This is a genomic window from Aquimonas voraii (assembly GCF_900101825.1).
GTDB classification, from domain to species: domain Bacteria; phylum Pseudomonadota; class Gammaproteobacteria; order Xanthomonadales; family Xanthomonadaceae; genus Aquimonas; species Aquimonas voraii.
Genome location: NZ_FNAG01000010.1, coordinates 51499 through 68191 on the forward strand (window position 1 = coordinate 51499; position 16693 = coordinate 68191).

At 69.0% G+C, this 16693-nt stretch carries 11 protein-coding genes; 3 read left to right on the top strand and 8 right to left on the bottom strand.

Features of this window, described 5'->3' with window-relative positions:
* Nucleotides 1-55: 55 nt before the first annotated feature.
* Nucleotides 56-2899, bottom strand: coding sequence for a TonB-dependent receptor domain-containing protein (locus BLP83_RS14030; protein ID WP_091244050.1), 2844 nt, complete (start codon nucleotides 2897-2899; stop codon nucleotides 56-58).
* Nucleotides 2900-3061: 162 nt separating this feature from the next.
* A complete protein-coding gene (locus BLP83_RS14035; RefSeq protein WP_091244052.1) occupies nucleotides 3062-3853 on the bottom strand; it encodes a sulfite exporter TauE/SafE family protein in 792 nt (263 codons plus the stop codon).
* Nucleotides 3854-4042: 189 nt separating this feature from the next.
* Here BLP83_RS14035 and BLP83_RS14040 point away from each other — a divergent pair, with 189 nt between their 5' ends.
* Nucleotides 4043-6028, top strand: a complete 1986-nt coding sequence (locus BLP83_RS14040; protein ID WP_143006691.1) for a transglycosylase SLT domain-containing protein — start codon at nucleotides 4043-4045, stop codon at nucleotides 6026-6028.
* A gap of 26 nt (nucleotides 6029-6054) precedes the next feature.
* Here the strand turns inward: BLP83_RS14040 and BLP83_RS14045 are convergent, their stop codons facing one another.
* Together BLP83_RS14045 and BLP83_RS14050 are read right to left on the bottom strand one after the other, a co-directional pair.
* Nucleotides 6055-7737: a methyl-accepting chemotaxis protein gene (locus tag BLP83_RS14045; protein WP_143006692.1), complete on the bottom strand. Its 1683-nt coding sequence runs from the start codon at nucleotides 7735-7737 to the stop codon at nucleotides 6055-6057.
* A 221-nt stretch (nucleotides 7738-7958) separates the two neighbouring features.
* Entirely contained in the window at nucleotides 7959-8963 is a 1005-nt protein-coding gene (locus tag BLP83_RS14050) for a class I fructose-bisphosphate aldolase (RefSeq protein ID WP_091244058.1), read from the bottom strand.
* Nucleotides 8964-9532: 569 nt separating this feature from the next.
* Here BLP83_RS14050 and BLP83_RS14055 point away from each other — a divergent pair.
* Nucleotides 9533-9964 (top strand): energy transducer TonB, encoded by a 432-nt coding sequence (locus BLP83_RS14055; RefSeq protein ID WP_176764209.1) that lies wholly within the window; start codon nucleotides 9533-9535, stop codon nucleotides 9962-9964.
* 229 nt (nucleotides 9965-10193) lie between these two features.
* On the opposite strand, the gene BLP83_RS14060 is transcribed toward BLP83_RS14055, so the two are convergent.
* From BLP83_RS14060 to BLP83_RS14070, 3 genes are all read right to left on the bottom strand, one after another.
* Nucleotides 10194-11159 (bottom strand): Nudix family hydrolase, encoded by a 966-nt coding sequence (locus tag BLP83_RS14060; RefSeq protein ID WP_091244060.1) that lies wholly within the window; start codon nucleotides 11157-11159, stop codon nucleotides 10194-10196.
* A gap of 70 nt (nucleotides 11160-11229) precedes the next feature.
* Nucleotides 11230-13953, bottom strand: a complete 2724-nt coding sequence (gene secA, locus BLP83_RS14065) for a preprotein translocase subunit SecA (RefSeq protein ID WP_091244063.1) — start codon at nucleotides 13951-13953, stop codon at nucleotides 11230-11232.
* 187 nt (nucleotides 13954-14140) lie between these two features.
* Nucleotides 14141-15079, bottom strand: a complete 939-nt coding sequence (locus BLP83_RS14070; protein WP_091244066.1) for a M23 family metallopeptidase — start codon at nucleotides 15077-15079, stop codon at nucleotides 14141-14143.
* Nucleotides 15080-15139: 60 nt separating this feature from the next.
* Here BLP83_RS14070 and BLP83_RS14075 point away from each other — a divergent pair, with 60 nt between their 5' ends.
* The gene (locus tag BLP83_RS14075; RefSeq protein ID WP_176764210.1) at nucleotides 15140-15553 is read left to right on the top strand and encodes a DciA family protein; all 414 of its coding nucleotides are present in this window, start codon (nucleotides 15140-15142) and stop codon (nucleotides 15551-15553) included.
* A 56-nt stretch (nucleotides 15554-15609) separates the two neighbouring features.
* Here BLP83_RS14075 and lpxC read toward each other — a convergent pair whose 3' ends face one another.
* The gene (gene lpxC, locus BLP83_RS14080) at nucleotides 15610-16527 is read right to left on the bottom strand and encodes a UDP-3-O-acyl-N-acetylglucosamine deacetylase (protein WP_091244070.1); all 918 of its coding nucleotides are present in this window, start codon (nucleotides 16525-16527) and stop codon (nucleotides 15610-15612) included.
* Nucleotides 16528-16693: the final 166 nt, after the last annotated feature.

Consider the following 16693-nt stretch of genomic DNA (forward strand, 5'->3'; position numbering starts at 1 on the left):
ATGAGCCCCGCGCGAAGCGGGGCTCATGCGTTTCAGCCTCGGATCGCACCCGTGCTCAGAAGCGCACGTCGATCTTGCCGTAGATGAAGCGCTCCGGCAAATCGTAGGTCGAGGCGTCGTAGCCGTTCAGCGAGCAGGACAGGCACAGCGGCGCCTGCTTCTCGAACAGGTTGTTCACGCCGAGGGTGAACTGGGTGCCTTCCAGCATCGGCGCCTGCCAGCCCAGCTGCAGGTCGTGATACGTGGTCGAACCCAGCGGGTTGGCGTTCGGTGCCGGGTTGCGGCAGACCGCGAAGGTACGGGCGTCGCCGCAGTCCTCGGTCACCCGGTCGATGAAGCGGGTCGTCCAGCGCGCGCTGAAGTCGCCGTAGGTCCAGTCGAGCGCCAGGTTCGAGGTCCACTCGGGGATGGTGCTGTTGTTGACTTCGATACCCACCCGGCGCGGCTGCTGCACGCCGTTGGCGCCGCGGGCCTCGTAATCGTCAACGAAGGTGTTCTGCCAATCGACGCGGAACTGGCCGAGGCCGGTTTCCGGCAGGGTCCAGCCGATGTCGAGGTCGAAGCCGCTGGTCTCGATGCTGCCGAGATTCTGCAGGCGGTTGTCGAAGCCGTTGATGCCGCCGGTCGACGCACGCGTGATGCCCTGGCAGAAGGGCGAGGACGGGCCGCCGGCCACGCACAGGTTCAGCTGGGTCTGCGCGTCGATGGCCTGGATGCCGCCTTCCAGTTCGTGCTTGTACCAGGCGAACTCGATGTCGAGGCGCTGCGACCAGCCGCTGTTCTCGGCGAAGCCCGGGCTCCAGACGAAGCCGGCCGAAGTGCTGTCGACCATCTCCGGCTGCAGCTCGGCGTTGCCGCCGGTGGTGACCGAGATCTGCGAGTTGGCCTGCTGGGCGCCAGCAGGCACGCCGAAGGCCGCGCAGTTGGCAGTGGGCGGCGCGCCCGACAGGCTGATCAGGCAGGGGTCGTCCAGCTGGGCGTCGAAGCGGCTGGCCGAACCGAACAGCTCACCGATCGAGGGCGCGCGGAAGCCTTCGGCGAAGGTGCCGCGCAGCAGGAACTGCTCGTTGAGCTGCCAGCGCAAGCCGAGCTTACCGGTGGTCTCGCCGCCGAAGGTGGAGTAGTCCGAGTAGCGACCGGCGACGCTCAGGTCGAGGCGCGAGCTGCCGGCCTCGTAGATCGGCGCGTTGAACTCGACGTAGTACTCGGTGACGTCGTACTCGCCCGAGGTCGGGCGCGAGGGCACGCCGTTGTACTCGCCGGCGACGGTCAGTGCATCCGGGCGGTAGAAGCCGTCGAGGCGGCGGTGCTCGAAGCCCGTCGCGAAAGACAGCGCGCCGGCGGGCAGGCTGAACAGGTCACCGGTCAGGTTGCCCGAGATCAGCTCGATGTTGTTCTCGCTGGAATCGCGGACCACCGGCTGGATGTAGTCCAGCATCTCGCGGGTGAGCGTGCCCGGGCCGCCGAAGATGTTGAGCGGCACGCACTGCGGATCGGCCTGGCAGGCGGCCAGCGGGCCGAGGCCTTGAGCGATGCGACGAATGTTGTAGCTGCCGAAGTTGGTCTGCTCGGCCTGGTTGCTGCTGCGCGCGTAGTTCAGGTCCCACAGCAGGCTGCGGCTGCCGAGGTCCCAGCTGCCCTCGAGGCCGGTGCCGAAGTACCAGGTGTCGACCACCTGCTCGAAGCGACGCGGCCCGCCCTCGACCGGACGCCGACCGATCAGGATCAGGTTGGCACCGGGACCGCTGGAGATCAGGTCGAAGCCGAAGGGGTTGAAGGGGTTGCTGGCGGAGATGCGGATGTCATCCGCATAGGGGTTGCCGGTGCCGGCATCGGGGCCCAGGAAGATCGGCTCGGGCGCGGCCTGGTTGGCCGACTCGCGGCGATTGAACAGGGCGCGCACATACGCGGTGGTGGACTCGCCCAGCTCGATCCGGCCCTGCGAGAACACCGACTTGCGGGTGCTCGGGGTGAGGATCAGGTTGTACTCGGCGAAGTTGAAGCGGTTCGCCGTGGTGAAGGGGATGAAGTCCTGCGGGTAGCTCGGATTGTTCGGGAAGGACTGGCCGTTCGGGGTGGTCAGGCTGACCGTCTGCCCGGTATTCGGGTCGGTGAAGATGAAGCGGCCGTTCGGCGTCGCCGAGCTGCCGAAGGTCAGGCCCGTGCCCGGACGCGGCACGCCCGAGAAATCGTAGGTCGAGGAGGCGATCTGCTTCTGCTCGGTGCGCGAGACGCCGAGGAAGAAGGCATGGCGCTCGCCGCTGCCGCCGAGGCTGGCATCGATCGAGCTGGTCTCGCCGCGATCACCGCCATAGCCGCCGTACTGGATGGACACCTGGGCACCATCGATTTCGCGGCGGGTGATGATGTTGACCACGCCGGCGATGGCGTCCGAGCCGTAGATCGAGGAGGCGCCGTCTTCGAGGATCTCGATGCGCTCGATGATGCCGACTGGGATGGTGTTGAGGTCGGTGGCCGAGCCCACGCCCGAGGCCGAGGATTCGTTCACCCAGCGCACGCCATCCACCAGCACCAGCACGCGCTGCGCGCCGAGGTGACGGAGGTCGACCGTGGCCGCACCCGCACCCACGCCGCTGCCGTCCGGCGGAAAGCCGAAGTTGCCGCTTGAGTTGAACTTGGTGTTGAGCGAGGAACCGCCGGCGGTCATCTGCTGCAGCAGGTCGGCGACGGCGGTGAGACCCGTGCGCTGGATCTGCTCGCGCGTGATCACCTGGATCGGCGACTGGCCTTCGATCTCGGCCTTCTTGATGCGCGATCCCGTGACCTCGACACGGTCGAGTTCACGCGGCTCATCCTGCGCCACGACGAGCGCGGGCAACAGCAGGACAGGCAAGGCGCAGCGGATCGCCGCCGACAGGCGGTGACGGATGGTATTCATGGTTCCCCTCATGCAAAGGGCGCCCTTGGGCGCGGATCGGTAGTCTGCCGGCTCCCCCGAGGCCGGCAGCGCGTGGAGTTTGACCGGGCGGCCAGCTGACTGACAAGACTTCAGCCGACGGGTCCGCTTTAGAAAGGCATGGTTCGGCCAGCGGCGTTCCGCTCACCGGACGAGGAGACTCAGGCCCACGAGATACAGGAAACCGGCGAACACCCGCTTCAAGGCCGGGCCACTGAGGCGATGCGCGAGTCGGGTGCCGAGCGGTGCCATCGTCACCGAAGCGAGCGCGATACCCAAGGCAGCCGGCAGGTAGACGTAGCCGATGGAGCCGGTCAGACCGGGGGCCGGGGGCGCCAGCCCGGCGTAGCTGATGGCGCTGGCGAGCGCGATGGCAACGCCGCAGGCGCTGGAGGTGCCGACAGCGCGTACCGGCGGCACGCCAAGCCAGACCAGCAGGGGCACGGTCATGCTGCCGCCACCGATACCGACCACCGCCGACAGCCCGCCGATGCCCAGCCCGGCCGCGGCCAGTGCCGGTGAGCGCGGTGCATCGCTGCGCTCGCGCGCGGCGCGCGGCGAGCCAAAGGCGAGCTGGCTGCCGGCCAGGAGACAGAACCCGGCCACGCACCAGCGCAGGGTGTCGCTGTCGAGTCTGCTGGCCAGCATGGCACCGAGCACGCCGCCCAGCACCAGTCCGGGCACGAGGGTCCAGACGCTGGGCCAGAGCACGCTGCCGCGGCGCGCATGCGCCCGCGCCGAGGACAGCCCGGTCAGTACGATGCTGGCCAGCGAGGTGGCCAGCGCCACGTGCATGACCTGGTCTGCGGGAACCCCCTGCAGGGGCAGCAGCCAAGCCAGGGCGGCGACGATCACCAGGCCACCGCCGACGCCGAGCAGGCCTGCCAAGAGGCCGGCCAAGGCTCCCAATGCGGGGTAGATCAGCCAGAGGGTCATCAGGAGACATCCAATCGCGACGGCAGGGCCGGAAGGGCTGTGGAAGAATCGGCGGCGAGCCCGCACTTGGCTGACTCAGATCGTGGGCGTGTGCGTGGCGCGCTTGAGGGCTGACGCCACGCGGTGTCGGATTCTCCCATGCCTGCCGCCCGCGACAGGCCCATCCCACCCTGCCATCGACGACACGGAATGTTGAAGCGCCTGCTCATCGCCCTGCCCTGCCTGCTCGCCCTCTCGGCGGCTCTGCCGGCGCGCGCGCAAACGCTGCCTGCCAGCGATGCGGAGCGGTTGTCCGAACTACGACGGGCGCTCGCGGATGCGCCCAAAACCAATGACCGCGAGTTCCTCGCCCTGGCCCGGCGGCTTGGCGGGGATCCTCTGTGGCCGTGGGTCGAACAACAGCACCTGCGTGGGCGCGACGTGCATCTGCACATCCCCGAGGCCATCGATTTCCTCGACCGTCACGGCGAGGCGCCGGTCGGCGCGGTCCTGCGCCGGGCGGTGCTGCTGGATCTGGCCAAGCGCCGGGACTGGTCGGGCTTCCAGCGCATCGGGCTCGGTCCGGGCGATGGCGACGATCCGGAGTTGCGCTGCCACGCGCTGACCGCGCGCTTCGCCCAGGGCGACGACGCAACGGTGGTGGACGACGCCCTGAGCCTGTGGGATCGGGGCGACAGCCTGCCGGCGGCCTGCGACCCGGCGATCGAGGCCCTGCGCCGCATCGGCCGGCTGGATGCCGCACGCCAGCTGCGCCGGATCGAGGCGGCCGCGACGCTCGGCAACGCCGGACTGATGCGCCATCTCGCAGCCTCGCTGGCACCTGACCTGCGCGGCCGGATCGAAGCGGAGGCGCGCTTCATCGAGTCACCCGCGGCCGGGCTGATCCCGGCCGCGTCCTCGACCCCGCGCACGCGCGCCGCGGTCGAGGCCGGGCTCAGCGCCCTGGCGCGGCGTGATCCTGCGGCTGCGGAATCCCTGCTCGACGCACTGGCAGCGCCGCTGACTCTCGAGGGGGATCGGGTCGCCCGCCTCCGCCACGCGATCGCGCTGTGGAGTGCCGCCAGCTATCTGCCGGAGGCCGACAACCGCTTCGCCCGCGTGCCCGCCGAGGCCTTCGACGATCGCCTGCACGAGTGGCGGGTGCGCGAGGCGATCGCGCGGCGCGATGGTGCGGCCGCGCTGGCCGCGCTGGCGGCGATGCCGGCGGCACTGCGCGAGCAGGCACGCTGGCGGCTGATCGAAGCCCGGCTGTTGGCCGCGCGCGGCGACAACGCGGCCGCACAGGTCAGGCTCAGCGAGGCCGCCACCGAGGCGAACTTCCACGGTTTCCTGGCTGCAGAGCTGGCCGGCCTCGACTACCCGCTGTGCCCCCTGCCCGCCGCCAGCGGGCGGTCCGCACTGCGCGCACTTGAGCGCGCCGGCGTGCGGGATGCGCTGGATCTGCATGCGCTCGGTCGCCCCGGCTGGGCGCATCGACAGTGGCAGCACGCGATGGCCGATCTGCCGCCCGACCAGCAGGCGCTGGCGGTGGCTGCAGCCCTGCGACATGGCTGGTACGACCGCGCCTCCCAGACCCTGGGCAGCGGTGAGGGCATGCGCTACTACCGCGAGCGTTTCCCCCGGCCGCACGCCACCACACTGCGACGGGAAGCGCGCCGCCACGGCCTGCAAGTTGCTTGGGTGGCCGGCCTGATCCGCGCCGAAAGCAGTTGGATGACGGCGGCGCGCTCAGCGGCGGACGCCCGCGGACTGATGCAGCTGCTGCCAGCCACGGGACGCGACACGGCGCGGCGCCAGGGCCTCGGCTTCAGCGGCCCGCAGTCGCTGCATCAGGCAGATCTGAACATCGCCTTGGGTACCGCCTACCTGCGGCAGATGCTCGATGCCCATGCGGGCAAACCGGGGCTGGCCACGGCCGCCTACAACGCCGGCCCGGCCGCGGTGGCGCGCTGGCTGGCGGCGCGCCCGCCCGTGGCACCCCTGCTGGACGACCCGCTGCTGTGGCTGGAAACGATTCCTTTCCAGGAGACCCGCGAGTACGTCGCCCGAGTCATGGCGTTCAGCCTGATCTACGACTGGCGAATGGAAGGGCGCGCACCCTCGTTGCTCGGGCGGCTGGAGGGCAGGGCTTCGAGGGGCTGGCGCGATTTCCGCTGCCCCGGCGCCCCGCCGTAGCGGCGCCGATCGGAGCAGGGTGTCGCTCAGAGCAGCGAATAGCCAACGCGGAAGCCGCCCCAGTGGCGCCCCTTGACCCGGATCGGCACCGACAGATCGAACATGATCTGGCCGGTGTCGCGGCGATAGACCTGCAGGCGGAAAGGGTCGGTATGGGCACCGACGGTGCGGCCGACGCGATCGCCGAAGATGCGCTTGGTCCGGTTGTGCACCAGATCGTGCTTGGGATCGCCGGTCAACGGCTGGCAGTAGCGGTCGTTGTGAGTCGGGACGTAGCCATCGCGGTTGGCGGTGATGGCGTAGACCACCCAGGCCTCGGCGCTCACCAGGGGCTCCTGCAGCGGCGGCAGCAGCTCGTCGCAGAGCGCGTCGAAGGCGGTCGAGTGCTTCTGTGGCTCGGTGCGGGGGATGGGCGTGTACTCGCGAGAGAACAGCGCGTCCTCGCGCAGGCGGCGCGCCGCCAGCGCCGACTCCAGCACGTGCCCGACCTGCTCGGCGCCCGATCGCGCAAGCTGCAGGGCGCGGGCATGGCGCGGTTCGGCCAGTGGGTCCGGGCTCAGCCGGAACAGGCCGACGCAGTCCTCCAGAGTACCGATGCCGGTGGCCATGTCGCCGCTGCGGGCCAGCATGGATTCGACCGAACTCAGGTTGTCGCGGGCGTGGCCGGCGACATCGCCGAGCACGGACTGCAGGCCGGCAACGGCCTCGATCTGCTCACCCACGCGGGCGCCGCTGTCGCGCATCGCCTGGCCGGCGCGCTGCATCAGGGTGATGGCGCGATCCAGCACGGCGCGCGTCTCGCCGGCCTGCCGCAGGCCGTCGCCCATCCGCGAATGGATGCCGTCCAGGGTGCCGCGCACATCGCGCGCGGCCCCGGCGGTCCGCTCGGACAGCGCGCGGATCTCGCGCGCCACCACCGCAAAGCCGCGCCCCGCGTCGCCGGCGCGGGCGGCCTCGATGCCGGCATTGATCGACAGGATGTTGGTCTGCAGGGCGACGCTGTCGATCATCTCGATGATCGAGTCGGCGCGGCGGGTGCTTTCCTCGACCGCCTTCATGGTCTGGTGGAAGGATTCGGCTGTGCTCGAACCGCTGCCGGCCAGCTGCGCGGCTTCGTCGGCCATGCTGCGCACCGCCGTCAGCGCCTCGCCGGCCTGCCGCAATCCCGAGGCCAGGGCCTCGGCCGAGGCCTGGGCATGGTCGATCTCGTCGACCTGCAGGCCGGAGGCTTCTCGCACATCGGCACTGCCGCGGTTGAGTGCCGGCACCGCGGCGGCCACCTCGCGGACCAGCTGCACGGCCTGCCGCAGCGCCTCGGACAGGTTGCCGAAGCCCGACCTCAACATGGCCAGACGCGGGTCCTCGGCCAAGTCCGCCGGCACCGAGGGCAGGCTGAGATCGCAGGCCTGCAGCTGCGAGGCCGCCATCGCCAAGAGATCGCCAGGTGCGGCCGGCGCCTGGGTCAGCAGCCAACCCTGCTGCCAGGGCCAGAGCCGAAGTCGCTGGCTCCGCACCAGCACATTCTCGGCCTCTTGGCGGAACTGCTCGGGAGCCAAGCCCAGGCCGTTGGCGCTGCCGGGGCTCGCGGGATCCAGTCCGAGCAGGCCCGCCATTGCGGGGTTGCACAGACGCAGGCCGAGGTCGGCATCGATCCATGCCATGGGCTGCGGCAACAGGTGCAGGACGGACAGGTCGATCGACTCGTTCATCGGGGATTTCCTTGGGCGGAATTGGCGCCTGGCCTGCTCCCTGCAAGCTCCGCGCCTGCCGCGAATGCCGGCTTCCGTCATCGCCCCGCCCCTTCGAGCTCGGTCGACTTTGTCTGCCGCACTGCAACAGCGCAGGACCGGGCCGCGTGGTCTCACCTCCCCAGAACGCGAAACGCCGGCCATGTCGGCCGGCGTTTCGGGTGCCCCAGGTGGAGGAGCGATCAGCCCTCGAACTCACCCAAGGCGGCGAGACCGTTGGCGCGGGCGCGCTCGAACACGGTGTTCTGCGCGGCCGCCAGGTTGCCGGCCATGTCCTGGGCCCAGATCTTCAGCGCGGCCTGCTGCATCGCGCGACCGTAGCTGAAGGACAGCGGCCATGGACGATGGCCGAGCTGGTTCATCGCGTTCAGGTGCAGGGTGGCGGCCTCGTCGCTCTGGCCACCGGACAGGAACACGATGCCCGGCAGGTTGGCCGGCACCGATGCGCGCAGGCAGCGCAGGGTGGCCAGCGCCACTTCCTCGACCGAGGCCTGCTCCGGGCAATCCTTGCCGGGCAGCACCATGCTGGCCTTGAGGATGGTGCCTTCGATCAGCACGTTCTGCTCGTAGAGCGCGCCGAACAGCGAACGCAGGGTCGCCTCGGTGACTTCGTAGCAGGTCTCGATGTCGTGGGCGCCGTCCATCAGCACCTCCGGCTCGACCATCGGCACGATGCCCTGCTCCTGGCACAGCGCGGCATAGCGGGCCAGGGCGTGGGTGTTGGCCTCGATGCAGCTGCCCGAGGGCGTGTCGTCGGAGATGGTGATCACCGCACGCCACTTGGCGAACTTGGCGCCGAGCTTCGCGTATTCCTTCAAGCGATCACGCAGGCCGTCGAGGCCCTCGGTGACGAGCTCGCCCGGAAAACCGGCCAGGGGCGTGGTGCCCTTGTCGACCTTGATGCCCGGCAGGATGCCGTTCTTCGCCATGTACTCGGCGAAGGGCACGCCGCTGCGCGTCGCCTGGCGCAGGGTTTCGTCGTACAGGATCGCGCCGGAGATGTGCTGCGAGAGGTTCGGCGTGGTCAGAAGCATCTCGCGGTAGGCGCGGCGGTGCTCCTCGGTGTTCTCGACGCCGACGGCCTCGAAGCGCTTCTTGATGGTGTTGGTGGACTCGTCGATGGCGATGATGCCCTTGCCCGGGGCCACCATGGCCTGGGCGATGTCTTCCAGCTGTTCGATGCTCATAGCGGCTCCATTGGCGGCGACTCGGCCAAGGCCGGTCGCTGTGGGGGAATCGGGGCGGACACACCGCAGACGGGCGTGCAGGCGAAGGGACACGGCTACGCCTCGCGGCGAAAGCCGTGGCGGCGGTCACGGAAGTATACCGGCAGCACGCCGCGGCCCGAAGACCGGGCTTGGCGCGGCAGCTGCTCCCGAAGCCCTGTGCTCAGCCCAATCGGAGCCGTTGCCGATCAGCCCCCACATGCCGGTAACCCCGTTCGGTCGGTCGCAGCGTACAGGGCTTGCGCCTGGCCCTTCCGCTGCCAGGGGGAGCGTGTTCGATGTCAGCCCATTCCAAATCACTGCAGGGATTCTCGGTCATGCGCTGCCTCGGCATGACGGCCACCCTGAGTCTCCATGTCGGCGCCGGTCTGATGCTGTTCGTCGGCGCTAAACCGATCGAGACCGCAGAGGCCGAGGCACGCGCTACCTCAGAACCTCTGGTCTGGATCGATGCGCCACCTCCGCCCCCACCCCCCCCACCGCCTCCGCCCCCGCCGCCACCTCCAAAGAGGCCGCCACCGCCGCGACCGATGCTGGCGGCCGTCGCGCCCCCGCCGCCGGTGGACATCCCCGAGCCGAACCCGATGGCGGTCTACACGCCACCCATCGAGCCCACACGCGAGCTGCCCAGCGCCTATGACGAGCCGGGGCCCGGCGCCGACGAAGGACCGTATGAGGTCAGCCAGCTCGCCTACGCGCGCCCGCCCGGCGCCCCGATCTATCCGGGCCCAGCGCTGCGGGCCCGCCAGGAAGGCCTGGTGCTGCTGCGCATCCACGTCGACGCGGAGGGCGTGCCCACCCATGTCGAAGTCGAGCGCTCCAGCGGACACCGCGTGCTCGACCGCGCCGCCGTCGACTACGCGCTGAAGCGCCTGCGCTTCAAGCCAGCCGAGCGCGATGGCCGGCCGGTGGCGGCGATTGCGCGGGTGCCGGTCGACTTCCGTCTGCCCGGTCGAGCCTGAGGCGCGGCGGGGCCGGCACCGGCGGCGAATCGGGTACCGGCCCCGCCCTGAATCCGGAAAGCGCCCTCAGAACGGAATATCTTCGTTCCGCATCCGCAGGGTGCCTCGCGCAAGGCTCCCCGTTCACGCGGGATGTATTCCCAGACCAGGCCCCTGCCAAGAGGCAGCCGGCCATTGGGCCCCGCCCAAGACGATGGGGAGCGCAGTTGCGCCCCGTGGCGTTCGCTGCCTACGCCGCATCGCCCGCGAAGAAGCCGCGGATGCCCGCCACGCCCTGCGCGCCGGCCGCGCGGGCCTCGGCAAGATCGCCGGGCCCGACGCCGCCCAGCGCGTACACAGGCAGCGAGGTGCAGGCGCGCAGGCGGCTGAAGCCGGACCAGCCGAGGGGCTGCGCGTCGGGGTGGCTGCGCGTGGGCAGCACCGGCGAGAGCAGGGCGAAGTCGCAGCCCAGCGACTCGGCCTGACGCAGTGAGACCGGGTCGTGGCAGGACGCGCCGACGCAGGCCAGCGCCGGCCGCCGGTCGAGGCGCATCAACAGGGTGCGGCTGAGCTGGGCGCCACAGCCCAATGCGTCGGCGAGTTCGAGATCCGCTGGGCTGCGCGCGTTCAGCAACAGTTCGAGGCCCAGCGCCTGCGCGCGCTCGGCGGCATGGCGCGCCAGCGCCGCTCGCGCCGCACTGCCAAGCGCCGGTACGCGCAGCTGCAGGCGTCTGGCGCCGGCCGCCTCGGCGGCGCCGAGCCAGGCCCCCAGCACCGCCGGCTGAGCGACGCTCTCCGGGCTGATCCAGTACTGCGCGGGCTGCCGCAGGCAGGCCAGGATCGGACGATCCGCCGCCGGCAGCGTGTGCGGATCGATGGCCTCGGGGGCAAGCCAGCGCAGGGCCTGCCCCTCTAGACCGCGCGGCTCGCCGCGCCAGTCGTCCACCGAGATCGCCGCGAGCCACAGCAGGCGCTGCGGCTGGCGCTGCGGCACCCGGATCAGCGGCCGACCGGAGGCGATATCGACACCCAGCTCTTCCAGCAGCTCGCGCTTGAGGGCCGCAAACGCCGACTCGCCCGCTTCGAGCTTGCCGCCGGGAAACTCCCACAGGCCTGCGTCCTCGCGGCCCGCGGGCCGCTGCGCCAGCAGCACCCGCCCGGCCGCATCGAACAGCAGGCCGGCAGCGACGCCCAGCGTGGGCAGGATCTCGGTCATATCGGACGCGCGATGGATCAGTGGAGTCCACACAGCAACGGGGCCGCTTGCGCGGCCCCGTTGTGTGAGCTCAGGCCAGCTGGCCGTGGCAGTGCTTGTACTTTTTGCCAGAGCCGCAGGGGCAGGGATCGTTGCGGCCGACCTTGGGATCGACTCGCACCGGCGCAGTCGCCTGCGCCTGCTGCACCTGCGCGGCCTCCTCGTCGGCGCCATAGCCGCCGGCGCTCTCGTGCTGGAACTGCATGCGCTTGGCTTCCAGTTCGGCGCGACGACGCTCCTCGGCTTCCAGGCGCTCGATCTCGTCGTCGCTGCGGATGCGCACGCGCGCCAGCATGGTGGTGACTTCGCGCTTGACCTTCTCCAGCATCTCGGAGAACAGCTCGAAGGCCTCGCGCTTGTACTCCTGCTTGGGCTGCTTCTGTGCGTAGCCGCGCAGGTGGATGCCCTGGCGCAGGTAGTCCATGCGCGCCAGATGCTCCTTCCAGCTGCCGTCGAGCACGGTAAGCATCACGTGCTTCTCCAGCGCACGCATCAGTTCGGCCCCGACCTGCGCCTCCTTCTCGGCGAAGAGCGCATCGGCGGCTTCGACGACGTGCTGGGCGACATCCTCGGCGGTCAGCTCCTCGCGTTCGCTGACCAGCTTCTTCAGGTCGACCTGCAGGCCGAAGTCCGCGGCGAGCACCTTCTCCAGGCCTTCGATATCCCACTGCGCATCGATCGAGTTGGCCGGCACGTGCTGCTGGGTGACCTCGGTGAACACGTCGGCGCGGATGCTGGCGACGGTGTCCTTGACGTCCTCCACTTCAAGCAGCTCGTTGCGCTGCTCGTAGATGACCTTGCGCTGGTCGTTGTTGACGTCGTCGAAGTCGAGCAGGTTCTTGCGGATGTCGAAGTTGTGCGCCTCGACCTTGCGCTGAGCCTTCTCGATCTGGCGGCTGACCAGGCGGTCCTCGATGGCGTCGTCTTCCTTCATGCCCAAGAAGGCCATCGCCTTCTGCACCCAGTCGGCGGCGAAGATGCGCATCAGGTTGTCTTCGAGCGACAGATAGAAGCGCGAGCTGCCCGGGTCACCCTGGCGACCGGAGCGGCCGCGCAGCTGGTTGTCGATACGGCGGCTCTCGTGGCGCTCGGTTCCGATGATGTGCAGGCCACCGGCTTCGAGCACCTGCTCGTGGCGCGCCTGCCATTCGCCGCGCACGCGCTCGCGATCGGCGTCCGAGGCGGCTTCGCCGAGTGCCTGCAGCTCGGCTTCCAGCGAGCCGCCGAGCACGATGTCGGTACCGCGGCCGGCCATGTTGGTGGCGATGGTGACGGCGCCCGGACGGCCGGCCTGGGCGACGATGTGGGCCTCGCGCTCGTGCTGCTTGGCGTTCAGCACCTCGTGCGGGATCTTCTGCTTCTTCAGCAGGTTCGACAGCAGCTCGGAAGTCTCGATCGAGGTGGTGCCGACCAGCACCGGCTGGCCACGCTCGTGGCAGGCCTTGATGTCCTCGCTGATCGCCTTGTACTTCGCTTCCTTCTTGAGGAAGACGAGATCCGGCATGTCCTTGCGGATCATCGGCCGGTGGGTCGGGATGACCGTGACCTCCAAGCCGTAGATGCTCTGGAATTCGTAGGCTTCCGTGTCGGCCGTGCCGGTCATGCCGGACAGCTTCTTGTACATGCGGAAGTAGTTCTGGAAGGTGATCGAGGCCAGCGTCTGGTTCTCGCGCTGGATCGGCACGCCTTCCTTGGCCTCGACCGCCTGATGCAGGCCGTCGGACCAGCGCCGGCCCGGCAGGGTGCGCCCGGTGAACTCGTCGACGATGATGACTTCGCCGTCGCGCACGATGTAGTCGACGTCGCGCTGGAACAGCGCATGCGCGCGCACGGCAGCGTTCAGGTGATGCACCACAGCGAGGTTGTGGGCGGCATAGAGGTCCTCGTCGTTCTTGAGGATGCCGGCCTCGCGCAGCAGCTGCTCGGCGTGCTCCATGCCGGCTTCCGACAGGTGCACCTGCTTGCCCTTCTCGTCGACCCAGTAGTCGCCCTCGCCCTTCTCGTCGGCCTGGCGCACCAGCTTCGGCACCAGCTTGTTGACGCGGATGTAGAGCTCGGGGGAATCGTCGGCCGGACCGGAAATGATCAGCGGGGTGCGCGCCTCGTCGATCAGGATCGAGTCGACCTCGTCGACGATGGCGTAGTGCAGGCCGCGCTGGAAGCGGTCCTCATGGCGCAGGGCCATGTTGTCGCGCAGGTAGTCGAAGCCGTATTCGTTGTTGGTGCCGTAGGTGATGTCGGCGGCGTAGGCGGCCTTCTTGTCGCCGTGCGGCATGCCCGGGTAGACCACGCCCACCGACAGACCCAGCCAGTTGTAGACGCGGCCCATCCAAGCGGCGTCGCGCTTGGCCAGGTAGTCGTTGACGGTGACCACGTGCACGCCCTTGCCTTCAAGCGCGTTGAGGTACACCGGCAGGGTCGCCATCAGGGTCTTGCCCTCGCCGGTGCGCATCTCGGCGATGCGGCCTGAATTGAGCACCATGCCGCCGATCATCTGCACGTCGTAGTGGCGCATGCCGAGGACGCGTCGCGAGGCCTCGCGCATCACCGCGAAAGCCTCCGGCAGCAGCTGATCGACGGTCTCGCCCTTGCCGAGGCGCTCGCGGAACTCGACGGTCTTGCCCTGCAGGGCGGCATCGTCGAGCGCCTGCATCGCGGGTTCCAGCGCATTGATGCGCGCGACCGACTTGGTGAACTGCCGCACCAGGCGCTCGTTGCGGCTGCCGAAGATGCGGGTCAGAAGAGCATTGAACATGGGCAGTTCCGGGTCGCGGCCGGCGGCCGCCTTGAAGGTGGAAGGAGGGGCTGCAACGCCGCCAACGAAAAAGGCCGCCTCGCAGCGGCCTTGTCGGGCGCTCGGGCGCCGCAGCGCCCGGCATTCTAACCTGTGGGTGAATTCGCGCGAATCAAGCCCGGATCGAATACACGTGCAGACGCACCGCTCAACCGCGCGCGGGCGCCTGTCGCGCCTGCCGCAGGAAGGGATGCGGGTTCACGGTGCGGCCGTTCTGAATCACTTCGATATGCACGTGCGAACCGGTCGAGCGTCCGGTCGAACCCATCTTGGCGATCAGATCGCCGGCGCGGACACGATCCCCCTCGCTCACCAGGTTCTCCTGGTTGTGGGCGTAGCGGGTCACGTAGCCGTTGCCGTGGTCGATGTCGATCATGTTGCCGTAGCCGGGATGGCGGCCGGAAAACACCACCACGCCATCAGCCACGGAGAGAATGTCGCTACCGCGAGGGCCATTGAAGTCCACGCCTGCATGGAAATGACTGCGACCAGTAAAGGGATCGATGCGGGTGCCGTAGTTGGAGGAGGCATAACCCGAGCGCACCGGGCTGCCGGTCGGCAGCATGGCCTGCTCCAGCTCGCGATCAAGCAGCAGGCTTTCCAGCACGTCGAGCTGTTCGCCTTGCTGGGCCAACTGCTGGGCAAGGCGATCCAGCGAGTCGACCAGTTCCTGCTTGCTGCGGTTGGCGACCGCGCCCATGTCTTCGGGGCCACCCAGCGCCGGCGGTTCGGAGAAGTCGAACTCGCCGTCCTCGAGCTGGCCGATCTGGGTCAGACGCTCGCCCAGCGCGTTGAGGCGATTGGCCTGCGCTTGAAGCTGACCGAGGCGCGCCGCCATCGCGTTCAGCTCTTCTTCGGCCTGGGTGCGCGCAGCCGCAATCGCATCGCGCTGCCCGGTCAGTTCTTCGTTGAGGGCTTCGAGCTGGGTCAGCGCGAGGGTTTCGCTCGAGCGCAGGGCCCAGCCCAAGCCAAATCCGCTGCCCACCAGCAGGGCGAGCGCGGCCAGGCCGCCGCCGATCAGGCGCACGTCGAGCAGGTTCAGCTTGCGCGGCGCCTTCAGGAAACTCGCTACGATGATGACGTTCATGGCACTCCGGTCGTTCGTTCGCCCATGCAGACCTTTTCCAAGAGCACCTTCCAACCGCTGTTGGCGGCGAAGGAAGGCTCGCCTCTCGTCAGCCTGATCGACCGCGCCCGTGCCCTGGCCGCGCTCGACAAGCGTCTGCGTCAGTCCCTGCCCGAGCCGCTCGCCAGCCAGTGTCGTCTGGCCAACGTGCGCGAAGGCAGGCTTGTCTTTCTGGCGAGCTCGCCGCTGTGGCGCACCAGGCTTCGACTGGAAGCGAGCAACCTCTTGGCTGCAGCCAGCGAAGCCGGCGTACCGGCCTTCGAACTCACCGTGAAAGTGGCGCCGATGCTGACCGTTCCCCCGGAGCAGGCATCGCACTCACCCGTCACGCCGGCAGCGGCAGCGGCGCTGCGGGAAGCGGCCCTCCAGGCCACCGATCCCGAACTCCGCCAGCAGCTGCTGGCTTTGGCCTCCCTGGCCGATTCCACTTCCTGAAGGGGCGAACGCCCCGAGGCCGCCAAACCGGGCAGCCAATCAAAAGGTTCCGATAGTCAGGCGATCGCCTGCGCCGGATGCGCGTAGGAGATCGGCGCCTTGGCCTCGTCCTCGAAGGTGACTTCTTCCCAGGCCGACGCGTCGGCCAGCATGGCGCGCAGCAGCTGGTTGTTCAGGCCGTGCCCCGACTTGTAGCCGTAGAAGGCGCCGATCAGGCTGTGGCCCAACAGGTAAAGATCGCCGATCGCGTCGAGGATCTTGTGCTTGACGAACTCGTCTTCGTAGCGCAAACCGTCCTCGTTGAGGATGCGGTAGTCGTCCAGGACGATCGCATTGTCCATCGAGCCACCGAGCACAAGGTTGCGCTCGCGCAGCATCTCGATGTCCTTCATGAATCCGAACGTGCGCGCGCGGCTCACTTCCTTGACGAAGCTGGTGGTCGAGAAGTCGATCTCGGCGCTGGACGTGTTCTTGGAGAACACCGGATGCTTGAAGTCGATGGTGAAGCCGACCTTGAAGCCCTCGAAGGGCTCGAAACGGGCCCACTTGTCGCCGTCCTTGACGGTGACGGTCTTCTTGATGCGGATGAACTTCTTGGGGGCGTTCTGCTCTTCGATGCCGGCGCTCTGCACCAGGAACACGAAGGGGCCGGCCGAGCCGTCCATGATCGGCACTTCCGGCGCCGACAGGTCGATGTAGCAGTTGTCGATGCCCAGGCCTGCGAGGGCCGACAGCAGATGCTCGACGGTGGAGACCTTGACGCCGTCCTTGTTCACCAGGGTACTGGCCATGCTGGTCTCGCCGACGCAGTGGGCGCAGGCCTTGATCTCGGCGGGCTCGACCAGATCGGTGCGACGGAACACGATGCCGGTGTTGACCGCGGCCGGACGCAGGGTCATGTAGACCTTCTCGCCCGAGTGGATGCCCACGCCGGTGGCGCGGATGGCATTGCGGAGCGTGCGTTGACGGATCATGCGTGGGCGGCGTCCCGAAGGAGTGCGTGACAAAACGGCGCCGAGGATCGCACGCGCTCCGCGGTCACGCAAGCGCAACAATCGGCGAAAACCCCACAATCTGTCGCCGAAAAACAACAGAACCAAGCTAAACCGTGACCGCGTTCCGGGAACGGTCGGAACGCGG